At 57.0% G+C, this 17,284-nt stretch carries 19 protein-coding genes and 1 tRNA gene; 6 read left to right on the top strand and 14 right to left on the bottom strand.

Translation table 11 applies throughout. The features are described 5' to 3' along the window. Window positions 1–87 precede the first annotated feature (87 nt). From NT137_02160 to NT137_02130, 7 genes are all read right to left on the bottom strand, one after another. Window positions 88–549, bottom strand: a complete 462-nt coding sequence (locus NT137_02160) for a hypothetical protein (protein ID MCX6652142.1) — start codon at window positions 547–549, stop codon at window positions 88–90. Between the two features lie 10 nt (window positions 550–559). Further along, window positions 560–1,678, bottom strand: coding sequence for a hypothetical protein (locus tag NT137_02155; GenBank protein ID MCX6652141.1), 1,119 nt, complete (start codon window positions 1,676–1,678; stop codon window positions 560–562). Between the two features lie 255 nt (window positions 1,679–1,933). Beyond that, window positions 1,934–2,854, bottom strand: coding sequence for a metal ABC transporter permease (locus NT137_02150; GenBank protein ID MCX6652140.1), 921 nt, complete (start codon window positions 2,852–2,854; stop codon window positions 1,934–1,936). Window position 2,855: 1 nt separating this feature from the next. Beyond that, entirely contained in the window at window positions 2,856–3,626 is a 771-nt protein-coding gene (locus NT137_02145) for an ABC transporter ATP-binding protein (protein ID MCX6652139.1), read from the bottom strand. Beyond that, window positions 3,623–4,486 carry a zinc ABC transporter substrate-binding protein gene (locus NT137_02140; protein ID MCX6652138.1) on the bottom strand — a complete coding sequence of 288 codons (864 nt, stop codon included), beginning with the start codon at window positions 4,484–4,486 and terminating at the stop codon, window positions 3,623–3,625. Before NT137_02140 ends, NT137_02145 begins: the two co-directional genes overlap by 4 nt. 182 nt (window positions 4,487–4,668) lie before the next feature. Beyond that, window positions 4,669–5,838, bottom strand: coding sequence for a rhodanese-like domain-containing protein (locus NT137_02135; GenBank protein ID MCX6652137.1), 1,170 nt, complete (start codon window positions 5,836–5,838; stop codon window positions 4,669–4,671). A 14-nt stretch (window positions 5,839–5,852) separates the two neighbouring features. Next, window positions 5,853–6,035, bottom strand: coding sequence for a hypothetical protein (locus NT137_02130; protein MCX6652136.1), 183 nt, complete (start codon window positions 6,033–6,035; stop codon window positions 5,853–5,855). 161 nt (window positions 6,036–6,196) lie between these two features. Here NT137_02130 and NT137_02125 point away from each other — a divergent pair, with 161 nt between their 5' ends. Next, window positions 6,197–7,612, top strand: coding sequence for a radical SAM protein (locus NT137_02125; protein ID MCX6652135.1), 1,416 nt, complete (start codon window positions 6,197–6,199; stop codon window positions 7,610–7,612). Window positions 7,613–7,649: 37 nt separating this feature from the next. On the opposite strand, the gene NT137_02120 is transcribed toward NT137_02125, so the two are convergent. After that, the gene (locus NT137_02120; GenBank protein ID MCX6652134.1) at window positions 7,650–8,042 is read right to left on the bottom strand and encodes a YkgJ family cysteine cluster protein; all 393 of its coding nucleotides are present in this window, start codon (window positions 8,040–8,042) and stop codon (window positions 7,650–7,652) included. Window positions 8,043–8,384: 342 nt separating this feature from the next. Here NT137_02120 and msrA point away from each other — a divergent pair, with 342 nt between their 5' ends. Then, window positions 8,385–8,858, top strand: coding sequence for a peptide-methionine (S)-S-oxide reductase MsrA (msrA, locus tag NT137_02115; protein MCX6652133.1), 474 nt, complete (start codon window positions 8,385–8,387; stop codon window positions 8,856–8,858). A 211-nt stretch (window positions 8,859–9,069) separates the two neighbouring features. On the opposite strand, the gene NT137_02110 is transcribed toward msrA, so the two are convergent. Further along, entirely contained in the window at window positions 9,070–10,050 is a 981-nt protein-coding gene (locus NT137_02110) for a hypothetical protein (GenBank protein ID MCX6652132.1), read from the bottom strand. A 316-nt stretch (window positions 10,051–10,366) separates the two neighbouring features. Between NT137_02110 and NT137_02105 the strand changes: the two genes are divergently transcribed. Further along, complete coding sequence (locus tag NT137_02105) at window positions 10,367–10,786, top strand: cupin domain-containing protein (protein MCX6652131.1); 420 nt, start codon at window positions 10,367–10,369, stop codon at window positions 10,784–10,786. A gap of 742 nt (window positions 10,787–11,528) precedes the next feature. Here NT137_02105 and NT137_02100 read toward each other — a convergent pair. Together NT137_02100 and NT137_02095 are read right to left on the bottom strand one after the other, a co-directional pair. Then, window positions 11,529–11,616 (bottom strand) — tRNA-Leu (locus NT137_02100). 56 nt (window positions 11,617–11,672) lie between these two features. After that, window positions 11,673–13,004, bottom strand: coding sequence for a cyclic 2,3-diphosphoglycerate synthase (locus NT137_02095; protein MCX6652130.1), 1,332 nt, complete (start codon window positions 13,002–13,004; stop codon window positions 11,673–11,675). A 275-nt stretch (window positions 13,005–13,279) separates the two neighbouring features. Between NT137_02095 and NT137_02090 the strand changes: the two genes are divergently transcribed. From NT137_02090 to NT137_02080, 3 genes are all read left to right on the top strand, one after another. Continuing rightward, window positions 13,280–13,720 (top strand): hypothetical protein, encoded by a 441-nt coding sequence (locus NT137_02090; GenBank protein ID MCX6652129.1) that lies wholly within the window; start codon window positions 13,280–13,282, stop codon window positions 13,718–13,720. A 65-nt stretch (window positions 13,721–13,785) separates the two neighbouring features. Next, window positions 13,786–13,977, top strand: coding sequence for a CooT family nickel-binding protein (locus NT137_02085; protein MCX6652128.1), 192 nt, complete (start codon window positions 13,786–13,788; stop codon window positions 13,975–13,977). Then, window positions 13,978–14,784, top strand: a complete 807-nt coding sequence (locus NT137_02080) for an AAA family ATPase (protein MCX6652127.1) — start codon at window positions 13,978–13,980, stop codon at window positions 14,782–14,784. Between the two features lie 91 nt (window positions 14,785–14,875). Here the strand turns inward: NT137_02080 and NT137_02075 are convergent, their stop codons facing one another. The 3 genes from NT137_02075 to NT137_02065 are packed head-to-tail and all read right to left on the bottom strand — an operon-like array spanning window position 14,876 to window position 17,248. Continuing rightward, on the bottom strand, window positions 14,876–15,676 hold the full coding sequence (locus tag NT137_02075) for an ABC transporter permease (protein MCX6652126.1): 801 nt from the start codon (window positions 15,674–15,676) through the stop codon (window positions 14,876–14,878). A 1-nt stretch (window position 15,677) separates the two neighbouring features. Continuing rightward, window positions 15,678–16,685, bottom strand: coding sequence for an ATP-binding cassette domain-containing protein (locus NT137_02070; GenBank protein MCX6652125.1), 1,008 nt, complete (start codon window positions 16,683–16,685; stop codon window positions 15,678–15,680). Next, entirely contained in the window at window positions 16,682–17,248 is a 567-nt protein-coding gene (locus tag NT137_02065) for a PadR family transcriptional regulator (protein ID MCX6652124.1), read from the bottom strand. Before NT137_02065 ends, NT137_02070 begins: the two co-directional genes overlap by 4 nt. Window positions 17,249–17,284: the final 36 nt, after the last annotated feature.

Genomic DNA, 17,284 nt, shown 5'->3' with positions numbered 1-17,284 from the left:
AGCGAAGCGGAAGAATGGAAATGCTACGCTCGAGAAAGAAAAAATGAAAAGTAGGATAGAAGGCCGCGTGAGCGGCCTTGGAAGTGTTTATGCCTTCTTCTTCTCGAAGAGCCCTTCGGCAGCGGCCAGCGTCTTGGTGGCGAGATATTCCTCCACCCAGGCGTCGTTGCACTTCGTGCAAACGATGGCGGGACCGTTCCTGGTGACGTTCATGTACGTCATCTCCACGGTTCCGGAGCCGGTGAGCTGCCCGCAGCCCGCGCAGGTCCACTCGGTCTTCACTCCCGAGTTGACGATCTTGCCGAGCTTCATGCGGTGCGAGTAAGCCGACGTCACGTTGGCGTGGGACTTGAGGATGCCCTTCTCGATGCCGTAGTCCGCGTAGATGGTCACGTTGTTGACCACCTTCTTGGCAAGTGATCTGTTGGTGGCTTTGTTGATGACCTTCTTGTTTGCGGATTCGGCGCTCTTGACGACGTCCTCTACGTCCGCCTCCTTGAGGCCCCTCTTGCCGAGCATTTCCTTGACTGCATCTGTCTTGACGTCCATCTAGCTCACCTCACCACGTCCCGTAGGTACCGAAGTCCCTCGCCGCCTTGACCATTGCCAGCATGTTGCCTGGCAGTGTGTACGGTGGGCATTCGCACGCGTTACCCAGGATGTAGCCCTTGGGCGAATCGCGGCCGGCCAGGAGCTGCTCCTTGGCCTGGTTGTAAACCGCCATCGGGTTGGGGTTGATCATGAGCTTGGTGTCGACCGTGCCCATGACGGTTGCCATCGGTCCGAACTCCGACTTGAGCAGGGAGGACGGGAAGACGTTCTTGCCCTTGTAGCCGACGTGGAACACGGTGAACGGAGACCAAATCAGGTTTTCCTTGAACACCTTGTAGTCCGTCTCGTGGTTTCCGCACAAGTGATAGAAGACCTGCGGCCCAGCGCCCTTTCTGAAGCACTGGTCGACGTAGTATCTCATCATCTTGGCGGAGAACTCCTCAACCGTCTCATCGGAGAAGATATCGTTGTTGGCCAGCACGGACCCGACGATGAGCATCGCCATGCCGTACTTATCGGCCAAGCCTGCCGCACCGTTGACAGAGGTGTCGGTGTAGATCTTGACCAGCTTCTTGGCCGCCTCTGGCTCCGTGAAGGTCCACATGATGAAGTTCTCCACTCCGACCAGCTCGGCGGCCGCGCCGACCAGGTCGAAACCATAGGAGATCGGAACGAGCGTCATGGGCAGGTTCTTCTGCACATACTCGTAGATCCGATAGAACTCCATCTGAGTGAAGTTCTTCTTCAGCTCTTCCTTGTCCATCACCCTGAGCTTGTCAACGTCGCCCGGCTCCTTCAGGATCGGCCCCGTGGAAATCGGTGGCAACGTTTCTTTGTACTGCAGTTTCAGCCCTAGCTCCCGCGTCCATGGCATGGAGTAGAACCAGTGCGTCACTGGCAGTAGGTCATACAACTGCGAAATATAGCCGACGCAGTGTATTCCCAACTCAGGCTTCTCGTAGAAGTCCCTTATGGTATATCCACATGCCACGGCGGCGTGGGACAAAATGATCGGGTCCACGTCGATCCTGTCATGCGGGTTATCCACGAAGGGGCTTGCGAACCGCTTGGTGGCATTTCCATGCCACTTCAAGTCCATTGCTGGAAACAGCTCTTCGTAGCCCATTTAGAATCCCCGTCAGGGAGTGTACTTGTTGATATATAACCCTTGTTGTGGCGCTCTTGCAACATCGTTTCACTGATATGCATAAAGGGGCGTTAATGTGATACTTCCTCTCATAATGTGCTTCGTTCTTCACATTTTGTTGCAATTTACTGTCAACTACGTTGCACAGAAAATGCAAGCAAGAGTTTTCATCTCTGGGTGTAGGGTGTTAAGTTGCTAGGTCTTCCCGCCCTCAAATTCTCTCGAGGGCGCACATCACTTCTTCGATGCCATCTCCCTCTTCGTTTCATCAGAGCCCAGTAAAAGGTCATCATCTGCGAATTCACAATTCGGCACTTCCGTGCTAATCGGCCTTGACCTTTTCAGTTTCTTGAGGGCCACACAAACCACGAAGATGACCATGCTGATGAGGACGATCGCCCCCCCGCTTGCCACATCAGCCGCGAAGGAGACGATGAGGCCGAGCACGACCGCCAGAAGCCCGAGGACCATGGCAGAGAGCAACGTGCTCCGGAAGGAGCGGGAGAACTGCATGGCCGAGGCCGCGGGAGTGATGAGAAGGGCGGAAACGAGCAATGAACCGACGATCTTGATGGAAACGACCACCGTCAAGGCCACCAGTATGTTGAAAGCGAGCTCGAACTTCAACACCGGGATGCCAGATAATCTCGCACCCTGCTCGTCGAAGGTCAGGAACATGAGCTCCTTGTAGAATACCACCACGAACACCAGCACCGCTACGGTCAACGCAGCGATGAAGGTCAGGTCCTGAACGGAGACGGTGAGGATGGAACCGAAAAGGTAAGCGAACAGGTCGACGTTGAAACCGCCAGCTAGGCTGGCCAAGACCGCTCCCAGAGCGAGACCGAAGGAGAAGATTAGGCCGATGGCCGTCTCCGAGTAGACGATCTTGCGCTTGTTCAGGAAGTAGATGACGAACGTGCCCGCGAGGGAAAGGAGAAGTGCGGTGAAGAGAGGGTAGATGGCCAGGAAGAGGCCGAGGGCGATGCCTCCGAAGGAAAGGTGAGAGATACCCTCTCCGATGAGCGAGGAGCGCCGCAGCACGATGAACACGCCCAGGATGGAGCACAGCAGGGCGGCGAAGATTCCGCTGAGATACGCGCGAAGGAAGAAATCGTACTGGAACACCCAGAACAGGCCCTCCAAACCGGCCATGTCACTCCCCCTCGCAGGTGCTTTGGTCGTGATGGAAGATGAAGGTGAAGTGGTGGCCGTAGGCCTCTCGGAGAATGGGCGTGGGGTCGGTTGACGAGTTGATGTCGGTCACGTAGACCTTGCGGTTGACGACCGCCAGCTTGTTCGCCTGGCACATGACGCCGGAGAGATCATGCGAGACCGTGAGGATGGTCATGTCCTCCTGGCTTCTGAGGTTTCGCAGGATCTTGACGAACTGGTCTTGGATGCAGATGTCCAGGCCGGCGGCCGCCTCGTCCAGGATAAGGAGCCTGGGCTTGCGCACCAATGCCCTAGCGATGAAGATGCGTTGCTTCTGTCCGCCCGAGAGTTCGCTGATCTTGCGTTCGGCCAGCTTCGTTAGGTCAACGAGATCGATGGCGCTCTGCACGTCCTCCCAATCCGAGTCCTTGAGCAGTCGTCCCAGGTTGGACCTCCGAACGCAGCCCAGGGCCACTATCTCCCTCACGGTCGCAGGGAATATCGGATCGAACTGGATGGCGTTCTGCGCCACGTACCCGATCTTCTGGAAATCGCGGAATCCGTTCAGGTCCTGCCCGAACAGCCTGACGCTCCCCGAGGTGATCGGTACGTTGCCCAGAAGGGCGTTCAGGAGCGTGGTCTTGCCGCCGCCGTTGGGGCCGACGATGCCTACCACATCCCCCTGCTCCACATCCAGGCTCACCCCTTCTAGCACGGTCAGACCGCCAAAGCGCACCTGTAGGTCCTTGATCTCCACCACCTTCTCACTCAAGGGCTGACCTCCAGTCCGGTCCTCAGGTTCTTCAAGTTCTCATACATAATCTGGAAATAGTCCATGCCAGCATGCACACCCGTCCTGCCGTGAACGCCGTCGAGCACCAGCACCTGCGCTCCCGTCTCCGACGCGATGGTGAGCATGACCGCGTCCGAGAATATCGGCTCCGAGAAGACGTAGTGCAGGTTGAGGTTCCTCACCAGGTCGGCCAAGGCCGCGAGGTCCGCAGGGCTTGGTTGCTGATCGCCGCTTATCCCCACGGCGGCATGCGCCTGGAAGCCGTAGCGGTTGGCCAAGTAATCGAAGCCCTCATGAGTGGTGATGATATCGTTCTTGGTACGGTTCTGCAGACCGTCAAGGAAGGCGACGTTCAGCTGATCCAACCTGGACTTCAAGAGGTCCGCGTTCGCTTGGAAATAGGCGGCGTTCGCAGGGTCGGCCTCCAAGAACCCTCTCAATATGTTGTCCACCTGCACCTCGGCGCTCAGAGGATCGAGCCAGAAATGGGGGTCCATTCTCGTCTGGGAAGGACCGGACGGAGAGACCAGGCCGACACTGGTGTCCACAATGATGTGCCTGGTGACGAGGGAGGAGATGAAGCTTTCCGCCCAGGGTTCGAAGCCCGCGCCGTTGTAGATGAAGATAGAGGAACGGTCTGTGCGGATGATGTCGGATGGTCGAGGGTCCCAGGCGTGTGGCTCGGTGTTGTCGGGGATGAGCTGCCCCACCTGCGCCTTATCTCCACCGATCTGGCTGGCGAAGAAATGGAGAGGATAGAAGGAGGTCATGACCTGGAGCTTTCCCGAGGCCGTTTGGGGAGACCCCACCAAAGAGAAGCCCAGGGCGCCCCCTATCACGATCAAGGCCGATAGCGCCACCGCTAATGATAGGTCCTTACTGCTTCTTCGGTTCCTCATCTCTGATGAGGCCAACAGTTAATAACATTTATATGATTTGTTATTAAACAAATGCGGTCCAGATATAAACCGGATAATAACAAAGAGCCCTACCCGGCCGCTGGTTTCTCCCGGTCGAAGGACTATTGTTCTACCACTGGATATCCCGCCGCCTTCCAGGCGTTCACGCCTCCGATGACTACGGCAACGTTGTCATAGCCTTTCTCTCGTAGCAGCGCGGCCGCCATGCTTCCCTGGAATCCTACACTGCACATCGAGGCGACCGGTCGGTCCTTCGGTATCTCCCCCAGATGCTTCTCCAGATCTCCTACGAAGATATGCTTAGCATCTTCGAGATGCAGTTCCGCCCATTCGTGGTGAGGACGGGGGTCGAGCACGAACACATCCTCCCTGGACATCAGAGCCTTCAGCTCGTGGACGTCCATGGTCTTGGTGGATTCGTAGGGGAGGCCTTCGCGATACCACTGCACCATGCCCCCTTGGAGATAGCCCTGGATGTTGTCGTAGCCGATGCGCACCAGCATTCGCACCGCTCTCTCCACCTGTTGCTGGTCCTCGACCACCAGTAGAAGCGATCGATCATAGGGCAGCAGCCAGCAAGCGTAGGCCGGCAGGCCGTCGATCCAGATGCTCGATGACCCTTTGATGTGCGCGCCCGCATAGCTGTGCGGCAGGCGCGTGTCCACCACCACCGCCCCGCTGCTAATGGCCTCTGCGAATTCCCCGGGCACCAGGGGCTGGGGTACCGGCAGTCCGGATAGCGGAAGATGCCTGCGCTGGTTCATGATCTCCATTTGGCTGAAATAGGGAGGCCGTTCTAGTATCTCTTTCATCTTCCGTTCCACGAAAGCCTCCTTCGACAGCCGGACAAGCGGATTCTGAGTTCGCTCCAGGCCGATGGTGCTCGTTGCCCTATCAGCAATGTCACCACCGCAGACCGAGCCCGCTCCGTGGGCGGGGGCGATGATGCAACCATCCCCCAGAATGAGAAGGCGCTTGTGCAAGCTGTCATAGAGCATCTCCGAGAGCTTGCGCCTGTGCTCCGGACCGAGCAGGTCCGTCCTTCCCACATCGCCCACGAACAAGGTGTCCCCGGTGAAAGCGAAGACCGGTTCGCTTCCCGCGCCAATGTCTCGAAGCACGTAAGACATGCTCTCGTAGGTATGGCCAGGGGTATGAACTGCTTCCAGCTCCAGATCCCCGAAGCCCTGTCTCTGGCCGTCGGACAGCACCTCGCCGTATTCCCAATCCAGGCCAGGGCCGTGAAGCACCTTGGCCCCTGTGAGCTGCACCAGATCCAGGGAACCTACGGCGTAGTCCTCGTTGCGGGGGTCTCGAAGATGTGCGTGATCCGCATCCCTTCTCTATTCGCCAGGTCCACATACACCTGGCAATCACGCCGCGGATCGACGACGAATGCCTTCGCCCCCGATCCCGCCAGGTAAGAGAAATGGGCCAAACCCTCGGAAACGATCCTCTCCAGGAACATGCTCTATCTCCAGCTAGCGACAGATGTGAAAGATGGCAGCTTCACCGCTAAAAGGATGTTGCCGGATGAACTAAGATATGCGATACGTGGCAAAGATTCAAGAAAGCGAACCGTATGCATTGTCGGAAAATCGCAGCTAGGAGAGTAAGCCCATCAAGCTGTTGCTGTCCACACCCCCGGGAAAGACGACGGAGAAGTGGCCTCCGCTAGGTCTCTTGTACATCGCCTCCAGCTTGAAGGCCGCCCGGAAAGACGAAGTGGCCGTGATGGACGCTTTCTGCGAGGGATTGTCCAGGGAGGAGCTTGTCGGACGGATGGTCCAGGAGGCCCCGGATGTCGTGGGCATGAATTGCTCCACCCACACCTTCCTGGAGGCCATCGGTACGCTCAAGCAGGTGAGCCAGGCACTACCGCGAAGCAAGATCGTGCTCGGCGGCTACCACGCCACCTTCGCCTCGGACATGATACTGCGCGACTATCCCTTCGTCCATTGCATCGTCAAGGGAGAAGCGGAGCATGCCATCGTCAAGCTGTTAGGTCATTTTGAGAGAGAGGAATCGCTGGACGACGTGGAGGGAATAAGCTACCGGAAAGAGGGGCGGGTCCACAGAAACCCCATCTCATTGGTGGAAGACCTGGACGCGCTGCCGTTCCCGGACCGTTCTCTGTTGTCCAATGTGCGGTACGGATACTCTCACGAGGGCATCCCTCTGACCTTCGGCAAGTTCACCACCATCTCCACGTCGAGAGGTTGCCCGTTCATGTGCACCTACTGCTCCTGCGCTGCCTTCTCCTTGAGGAAATGGAGACCCCGCAGCGCGGAGAACGTGGTCCAGGAGATGGAGATGCTGCACGACCAGGGATTCAAGAACTGCGTCATCGTGGACGACAACTTCACGCACAATCCCAAACGGGCGGAGCGCATCTGCCAGCTAATCCGCGAGAAGGGCATTCATATGCAGTTCTACTGCGAGGGCAGGGTGGATTCGGCCAAGCCGGAGCTGCTGCGCACGATGAAGAAGGCGGGCTTCAATGTCATCTACTTCGGAGCGGAGAGCGCCTGCGAGAGGACGCTGGAATTCTATAAGAAGCATATCACGGTGGAGAAGACGCGTCAGGCCATCGACAATGCCAAGAAGGCAGGAATGCTGGTCATCACTGGCTATATCATAGGCGCGCCCATAGAGACGAAGGAGGACATCCAGAAGACCATTCGTTTCATCCGCGAGACCAGGCCACATGCGGTGCAGGTGAACATCCTCGACTGCCTCATCGGAACAGCCATTTGGACTGACTTGGTGCAGCAGGGAATGATCAAGGAGGACGACTGGCAGACCAACCACCGCATCTATGAATACTTCGGAGACGGTCTGAGCAAAGAGGAGCTGGAAGCTCTGGCGAACGAGGGCTACGCTCAATGGCTCAAGGGATGGTGGAGCCGGGAAGGAATGGGCGACCTGCTGAAGATCATCCGGTCCAACCAGACGGCGAGACGCATCATATTCACCAACCTCCTGAACCCGGAAGTGCGCAAGCGGTTCTCCGAGGGCATGAGCGCGTACAGAAGCAAACAGTAGAAGCTAGCAGAGAAGCGCTGACCGGCTCATCGGCGTCTCAACCTTCACTAGGGAAACGCCTAGAATCCGCTTCCGCATCTATCCTGGATATCAGTCGGCGCAGCTCCTCCCCCTTTCGCTTCAGCTCTGCGTCAGTGATGGTGGAAGCGCGGGGACATTCATCATCGACCACGATCTCCCCGTCCTCGGTGATGTTGACCGGGTAGATGGCACAGCCCCGGGGCCGGAACGAGTATGTTCGGCACCGTTTCTCCACCTTCACGAGAAAGAAGCAGGCTCCATTGACGTTCCGCAAACGGATGATCCCATCCTCACCTTCCTCGGCGAATTCCTTTCTGGAGAAGCCTCGAGCCTCCAGCCGTTGGATGTCCTCCATTGAGAGTTCCATCCTTGTTTCCAGGCAGCAGCGGACGCAACGGGAGCATTTCATGATATGCAGAAGGGCAGAGAATGCACGTTCATCAACCTATCTCGGAACCGAACGGACCGCCTTTTCCGCGAGCTCAGGGCCGCGCGCTTGATCCCCTCGGCGGTATGCGGGATCGATGTGCACGACCTTGCCTCCCGCCCTTATCCAAAACCAGGAGGTACCTTCCGAGACCCAGGTTATCTCCACGCTCTTCTCCCCTTGAACCAAGCCGCTCGCGTGCTGGCTAATAGAACCTCGGGCGACCATCCTATCGCCCAGAACCTTGCCGTTTTGGAATCCTCTAAGTACCTGGAGCAATGATGCAAACGCGGTGTTCCAATAACATCGTTCGATAAAGAGAAATTGCAGAAGGCCACTTTCGGCGCAGGATGCTTCTGGGGAGTGGAGGCTGCTTTCCAAAAGGTTCCTGGTGTATTGTCCACAGCCGTCGGCTATATGGGAGGTGACTATGACAGCCCCACCTACAAAGACGTCTGCTCCCACAAGACCGGGCATGCCGAGGTGACGGAGGTGGTCTTCGACCCTGACAAGGTGACATACGAGAGACTGCTTGACATTTTCTGGAGCATCCATGACCCGACCACCTTGGACCGGCAGGGACCGGACCGAGGCTCGCAATACCGTTCGGTCATCTTCTACCACGATGAGGGGCAAGAAGAGCTGGCACGTGCTTCCAAAGAGAGAATGTCTCGGTCTGGCAAGTTCCACAAGCCCATCGTCACGCTGGTCGAGCCGGCGAAATGGTTCTGGATCGCCGAGGAATACCACCAGAAGTACTTCGAGAAACACGGCGGAGGAAGCTGTCATGTTCAGTGACAATATGAGATCAGGAAGGAGGTGATGTGAAACATCTTCTGGAATCGTCCCTGCCCTCCCGCGACTTGATGCCGTCTACCCAGGACCGTGGCGTGTACGATTGTCCCGACTGCTGGTAGAACCACACCGGGGATACTAACGATCAGGGCCCACTCTCCCCGATGCTCCCGATAGGCCGAGTGGAGAGTGCATAGCCATTTGAAAACGATTATCACCCAACGAGACCCTGCGATTCCTTGAGATCATTGATGAATCGTGGCAAGTTCTGTTTGAAATCATCAGGGAAATCGTGGTCCATCCCCTTCGCGATGTCGTAGCGACTCACGACTCCGGCGCGGTCAAGCATCTTGGCGAACCTGTTCGAACTCTCAAAACAGTCGGCGTCCTTGTCTCCGCAGATCACATGACCTCTGATGCCCTTGTTTCTCAGTTTGACCAGCAAAGGTTCCCAGACGTCGATCTCTGGCAACCATGGCCCGACGAAGAGGAAGCCTTTGACGTCGACGACGTCGTGGAGGATCGAGTACAACGCCAGCCTTGCCCCGGCCGAGAATCCGCCGATGATCGTGCTCTCTGGATCTACGTCATATGTGCTCAGGATCCTCTCAACGTGCTCTTTCAGTTCCCTGGCACCCTTCTCCAGATCGTTCCACACGAAGGCGTCTGAAAAATCGATCTGGGATGATTGGGGAAGCGCCAAGATGCAATCGGCCAGGACAGATGAGCTCCAGTTCTCTTCCGCCAGCCGCATGTTCTGCTGATTCCCATGCAGGGCGATGAACAGACGGGGTCTCTTGTCCCCATGCCCCTCGATTGGGTTGACGAGCTTCAGATCCGGCCTGGTGTTCCGTTTGGCTTCGTCCTCCCTTTCCTTGCATATGCTGACCAGCTGACGGAACCTCTCATCTCCGCCCAGAGGCCTCAGATCGTCGTCTTCGATCAGGTAGTCGTAGGAATACCAGAAGCCTCTATCGATGATGGCCTCTCTCATCAGCCCCAGTGCCAGATCATATCGCTTGGCTTGACTTGCCAGAGAGTATCGGAAATTGTAGACCTGGGCGACGTTGCCGTTCACCTTCTCGGAATTGCGCGTAATGAAGTCGTATGCTCCTGAGTAATCCCCCAGTCTGTACAATTCCAGTGTCCTATTCAATAACCGCTCGTAGGTTAGACCGCCCACGACCGCCCCCATTGAGATGCCAAGTATTTTGATTTCTCAGTTGCGTTTATCTGCGTTCGCCGTCTGCAAACCTCGCCATATCAGTCATGCAGATTGAAGGTCACAGGTGCCGGGGAGGGACGCTCATTTGGAATCTACTGGTAGACACACAACATTCTCATCCACATGCTAGCGCTAAGATCGTTCCTTTCTGAACCGCGGACGAATGGTAGTGCAACAGCCAATGCGCCAAACCAAATGAAACCCAGAAACGCCGATGAGGGCACCTGACTGCGAATATATAAGGCATTTCGGCCTATCATGATGCGCTAGCATTCGAACGGAGGTGTTGAACACGACGGCCAAGACCAAGAAAGGATTTGTCGGCAAGATCGAGAAAGATACAAAGAAGAATAAGGATTTCCGCCACGTACTATACACTGGCAAATACAGCCAGCTTGTTCTCATGAGCCTGAGTCCGGGCGAGGACATCGGTGAGGAGACCCACGATGACGTCGACCAGTTCTTCCGGTTCGAGGAGGGCAAGGGAATGGTCGTCATAGACGGGGTCGAGAACGTCGTCAAGGACGGATACGCGGTCGTTGTGCCAGCGGGAGCAAGGCATAATATCATCAATACCTCGAAGAAGAACGACCTTAGGCTCTACACGATCTATTCGCCGCCTGAGCATCAGGACGGAACTGTGAGGCGCACCAAGGCCGATGCGACCGCCAAGGAAGAGCATTTTGACGGCAAGACGACAGAATGAGGACGCGGAGCGCAAGGCCAATACTCCCTCGATCCTGGCGTCCTTACTCGCAGGGAAGAGGGGTCTTCCGCTCCTTCCTGCCGGTGCCATTTTCCTCTGCCCATTCTTCTATCCAATATACTACAACTAGGAAAATGGTGCGGGGGAAGCCCTCGCACCATGGGTAGCCGGTTTGCCATTAACGATTGTCAGACTGAGGGGGATTGACATGAATCCCTTCCATTTTCTTCTTTTTCTTCTACGACCCTAGTTGTCGGTCGATCATCTCCAGCTGAAGGCTCACGATGTTGAGCAGAGTGCTCTTGTACCAGGCATAGGGACCGGAATCTGGATAGACATGCATCATGATTTCAATCCCTTGTATACCCAATACAGGACCTCAGAGACTCCTAGAAAGATTCCGCCCGTGAAGTAGAAAATCGAGTCGAGTTCACGGTTGAAAAATTGGGCGATTACAAAGCCCAGGCCTAGAACTGCAAAGCAAGCAATGAACATCGCAATACAGTGGTTTCTTGCATCGCCAGAACTCATTAACCTCCAAAGCATAATGCTTTTTTGCGTCCCAGATTCCATATAACGCCACCATCCATAAGTGAATTAAGCGAGTACTCTATTAATCCTTTTAATATCCCAGAAAGACAGCCATATCTTACGATTCTAATCAGAGATCCTGACTGGCTCGATGCCAGATGTCAAAAATCCTCTGATTGACAAAAAATGTTGGGAACCTGGCTATGCTTAGTGGTGCGGGGGGAGGGATTTGAACCCTCGGACCCCTTCGGGACAGAATCTTAAGTCCTGCGCCGTTGGCCAGGCTTGGCTACCCCCGCCTGGGCAAGAAGATGCCCGCGGCGTATATCATCCTTTTCAGTTGAGACAGCCCAGCTCACTTCTTCAGCTTCTTGCCCAATCTCGCTTCAATCAACTCGTCTAAAGTGGGATGCCCGATCTCGTCCAGTTCGTAGCGCACGCGCACGATCGGCATGTTGACCTTGACCACCCGGCGCAGGTCCACCGGTGTGCCGGAGACCACGACATCGCAGCCGGAGCGGTTGATGGTCTCCTCTAGCTCCCGAACCTGCTCCTTGCCATAACCCATAGCCGGTAGTATGGCGCCCAGGTGCTTGTACTTGGCATATATTTCCGCGATGCTGCCTACCGCATGGGGCTTGGGATCGATGATCTCCGCTGCGCCGTAATCCTCAGCGGCTATGGTCCCGGCCCCGTAGGTCATCCCTCCATGAGTCACGGTGGGACCGTCCTCCACCACCAGCACTCTCTTCCCTTTGATCAGCGCCGGGTCATCGACAACTATAGGTGATGCGGCCTCGATGATGAGCGCCCCCGGGTTCAGCTTGGCGATGTTGTCCTTCACCGTGAGGATATCATGCCGGTCGGCGGTCTGCACCTTGTTGACGATGACCACGTCCGCCCTTCGGACGTTGGTCTCCCCGGGATGGTACATCATCTCGTGCCCTGGTCTGTGAGGGTCCGCCACCACTATGTAGAGGTCGGCAGCGTAGAACGAGGTGTCGTTGTTGCCTCCGTCCCAGACGATCACGTCCGCCTCCTTCTCCGCCTCCCGCAGTATCTTTTCGTAATCGACGCCTGCGTAGACCACGATGCCGTTGTCGATGAGAGGTTCGTACTCCTCCCTTTCTTCGATGGTGCACTCGTACCGGTCCATGTCCTCGTAGTTGGCGAAGCGCTGCACCGTCTGCTTGACCAGGTCGCCGTAGGGCATGGGATGCCGTACCGCCACGACCCTTAACCCCTTCGACTTCAGCACCCGGCAGATCTTGCGTGTCGTTTGGCTTTTCCCCGAGCCAGTGCGCACCGCACAGACGGCGATGACCGGCACCTTGGACTTGAGGACGATGCTCGAATTGCCCATGAGGCGGAAATCCGCTCCGTTGGCGAGCACGATCGAAGCATAGTGCATGACGTCCAGATGAGAGATGTCGCTGTAGGCGAACACCACTTGCTCCACGCCGAACTGCTTCATCAGCGCCGTGAGCTCGCTCTCCGAGTGTATCGGTATGCCATCGGGGTAGAGCTTGCCCGCCAGCTCTGGAGGGTACCTCCTTTCATCGATGTTAGGGATCTGAGCGGCGGTGAACGCCACCACCTCGTAGCGCTCGTTGTTCCGGAAGAAGGTGTTGAAGTTGTGGAAATCCCGACCGGCCGCCCCCATGATGATGACCCTGCAGCGCTTCATTCTCGACACCAGCCGAACCATGGGAGGGGGGCATATATGTGCATTGTGCGTGCCCTGCCATCGCTTGGCACCGGCTCGGCCTTATTATGGCAAGCAAGACGACGAGACCTATCGGGGCCTTCTATGAACGAATAGAATACTGATTGACGAGGATCGCCAATGTGTCGCACGGGCCAGGCTTCACGACATCCTCCGTTTCTTTGCCCTACGCATAGGAAAGAGGCATCGAGCCGGACAAGAAAGTATATTCTATTTTCAAGGTGTTTAGCTGAACGATGCCCTACAAGATCCCCAAGGCGGACGTTTTGGCCGAGGCGATCAAGGAGGCCCTTCGGGAACAGAGCACGGTCTTCTCTCAGAACCGCTTCACGGAGCTGGTCAATGCCAGCCTGAAGCGGGTGGACCTCGATTACACCGCCTCGGAGGTACGCATCCGCAAGGTGACGCTGGTCAAGAAACTGGCCAAGGTGCAGATCGAGACCCGGGAGGCGGAAGAGAAGTCCCGCCATGGAAGGTGCCCGGTGTGCGGCTCCAAGACCAAGCGCATCCAGAACGAGACCATCTTCGGTGGTTCTGTGACGGTGGGCTACAAATGTCGCTCCTGTCGCTACTGGACCGGGCTCTACCGGCGAGTGCCGACCCGGTACATCTTCTACGGCGAGGGCGTCAAGCCTTCGCAGCTCGAGCCTGGAGCGAACGTCACCCCCCTGGCATGAAGGTCGTGGGGAGGCGGAACAAGCCGAACAACGATTAAATACGACAGCCCGCTTTGTTTGCGAACATGTGCGAGTCAGCGGTGTTCTTGGAGGAGGAGGGCGAGGCCCGCAAGGTCATGGACGATGTCGCGCGCATCGCCATGGATGGCAAGGACGCGGTGTGCGTCAGCCTTATCGGCGAGAGGATGGTGCTGCAGGGCGTGAGGTTCAAAGAAGCAAACCTGCTCAGCCACGGCATCGTCTTCATGAGGGATTGAATGCCCCTCAAGATCGCCATATCGGGCAAGAGAGGGGTGGGCAAGACCACCGTGGCGGCGGTGCTCTCCAGGCTGTATGCGCGAGAGGGTCGGAAAGTGCTCGCCGTGGACGCGGACCCCTCGGCCTCGCTGATGGCCGCCGTCGGCATCCCCCCGAAAGAGAGGGAGAAGGCCAAGCCCCTGGCCTCGATGTACGATCTCATCGAGGAGAAGCCCGGCGCCCGTCCCGGACAAGGCCATGGCGGCATGTTCAAGCTCAATCCAAGGGTGAATGACCTGATGGAGAACTATTCGGTGGAAGGCCCGGACAAGGTAGAGGTCTTGCTGCTGGGCGCGATCAACACCGCGGGCGAGGGCTGCTTCTCTCCCGAGTCCACCTTGCTGAAGAGGGTCATGGACCACCTTCTGCTGGAGGAGGACGAGATTGTGATCATGGACATGGAAGAGGGTCTGGAGCATTTGGGGAGGTCCACCGCACGCTCGGTTGATATCATGCTTGTGGTCATCGAACCTGGGCAGAGGTCCATGGAGATAGCGAGGAAGATAGGGCAGATGGCCGCCGAATTGGGCATCGGAAGGGTGGCGGTGGTCATGAACAAGATCTCCTCTGAGGAGGAAGGACGGATGATGAAGGCGGGGTTGCGGAACAACTTCGGTCTGGAACCTGTGAGCACGCTTCCATATTCCAAGGCCTTGGTGGAAGCAGACCTGGAGGGAGCGCCCGTATTCGATGCGCCGGGAGCGGAGGATTTCGTCCTGGCGGTACAGAACTTGAGAGTCTGGCTGGATGAGGACGCACGCACGTAGATGCTAGTAAGATGCAATCAAGCCTTGATCGTCAAGCTGGGATAATTGAAAGAAAGGGGCGGTGAACCGCCCATAGATACGGAAAAGGGTTTCACTTCGCGCTCAGCTGCTTCTTCGCGACATAGAAGCTCACCGCCACCAAGATGGAGCAGAAGACGGCGAGCGCGGTGATGTCCAGCCACAGTGGGTTGATCGGGCTCGCGCTGTGGAAGACGAACGTCCTCGCCGCATCGACCGCCCATGTGAGCGGGTTGCAGTTCGCGACAGTCTGCAGCCATTGAGGCATGAAGGTCATCGGGAACAGCGCCGCCGAGGCGAACATTATCGGCAGGTTGAGCAGGTTGACGACCGCCATCAGCGTCTCCTGGTTCTCGATCGTTAGCGCGATGGATATGAACACTGCCGCGAAGGCCAAGGCCAGCAAGGCCAGCACGAAGAACAATCCCAGCAGGTCGACTACATTGAACTGCGGGCTGAGGCTCAATCCAACTAGACCGGGGATCAGCGTGAAGGCCAATGCTATGAGGAACACGATGATGGCCTGGACCATCGCGCGCACCATGGTTGCTGTGATCCTCGACAGTGGGACCGCTCCTCTCGGTATCGGGGCCACCTTGAGCTTTGTCAAGAAACCGAACCTGCGGTCCCAGACCAGAGAGAAGCCGCCGAACATGCAGGTGAACAGCGTGGTGACGGCAAGCATACCGATAGCCATGTAGGAGAAGTAGTTGGGCGCTCCTCCTAGTGCGCTGGGCGGAATGGGCAATTGGAAGGCCTGACCGAACAGGCCGAGCCAAACCACTGGCTGTATGAGGGTCATTAGGATCTGCACCCTCACCCGATACCAGTGCTTCAGCTCCCTGATGGTGAGCGCATAAGTCTCATGGAGCACCCTAACGCCTCCTCTGGTTCTGAATCGCTTGCATCCTGGCCTGGGTCTTGTTCATGGATCCAGCCTGCTCCGCGTCCCTAAGCGAACGGCCAGTGTACTCCAGGAAGACCTGGTCCAGGTTGGGACGATGCAGGCTGACGCTCGTAACCGTACCGCCGCCGTCGCTGATGGCTTTGAGAACCTGAGGCATCTCCCGCTCTCCTTTGAGCACCTTCACGCGGTACTCGCTGCCCTCCTTCTTCGCCTCGAGCACGCCTTCCATCGCCTTGAGCGCTGGAGTGAAATCCTTCTCGTCATCGATCGTCATCTCGATGACGTCCCCGCCGAGCGACCTCTTCAAGGTCTCGGGGGTGTCAAGGGCCATGATCCGACCGTGGTCGATGATCCCGATGCGGTCGCACAACGAGTCCGCCTCATCCAGATAGTGCGTGGTCATGAAAACCGTCATGTTATGCTTTTGCTTCAGTTCGCGGATGTGCTCCCACATCGTCGTCCTGGTCTGGACGTCCAACCCTAGTGTCGGCTCGTCCAGGAACAGGACCTTCGGTCGGTGGATCAGACCTTCGGCCAGCTCCAATCTCTTCCTCATTCCGCCGGAGTATGTTTTGACCATACGGTCCGCCGCATCTTCCAGCTTCACCAATCCCAGCAGGTTATCGATCCTCTCCTTGGCGTCCTGCCGGGGGACGTTATAAAGATCGGCCTGAAGCGTCATGTTCTCCCGGCCAGTCAGATCGTCGTCCACCGTCAGGTCCTGAGGTACCAGCCCGATGATGCTGCGGACCTTGGTAGCGTTCTTCATAACGTCGTAGCCCGCGACCATCGCCACCCCGCCTGTCGGCTTAAGCAGCGTGGTGAGAATGGAGATGGTCGTCGTCTTTCCCGCCCCGTTCGGACCGAGGAAGCCGAATATCTCGCCCTCCTCGACCGAGAAGGAGATATTATCGACGGCCAGAACCTCCGGACTGAACCGTTTGGACAGCTCTTTCACTTCGATTATCGCACTCATTCCTTCTGCGCTCCTTTCTTGCCTTCCAGTTTCCTCTCCAATTCCTCTAGCTCGCCTTGCATGGATGCCAGTTTGTTGAGATGCCGCTCCCTCACCTTGCGCAGGAAGCTCAGCTTCTCCTCAGGGGACATCCGGTCCACCTCGAACATGGCTGAGAACCCCTTCTCCTCAAAGCCAGAGGGGGACATCTTGGATAATGGGCTCGTTCCACGGATCTCCTTGGCCGCCCGGTCCAGGATCCCAAAGTAGCGGATCATGAAGTGGATGTCTCCGGGGACATGCCCGACGATGTCCTCCATCGTTTCCACGCCTTCCTTGGTGAGTTGGTAGTACTCCGTTCCGTCCCTCTTCTTGGTGAGCACCAGGCCGCGCTCCTCCAGCCGCTTCAAGGCGGGATAGACCGTGCCGGTCTGCGGAACCCAGATGTCCTCGAACTCCTCTCTGAGCACCTTGAGCAGTTCATAGCCGTACATCGGCTTGTGCCGCAGGAGTATGAGCATGATGGACTGGAGTGGGCTCACGCGTCCCGCCTTGGGTTGATGTCCCTTCGCTTTCGCTGTCATCCGATCACTTGGTTTCTAAGTAGATATCTACCTAGT

This window comes from Methanomassiliicoccales archaeon (assembly GCA_026394375.1).
Lineage (GTDB): Archaea > Thermoplasmatota > Thermoplasmata > Methanomassiliicoccales > UBA472 > JAJRAL01.
Note: the sequence above shows the minus strand (reverse complement) of the source record. Positions and strands in the feature narration are given on the sequence as shown.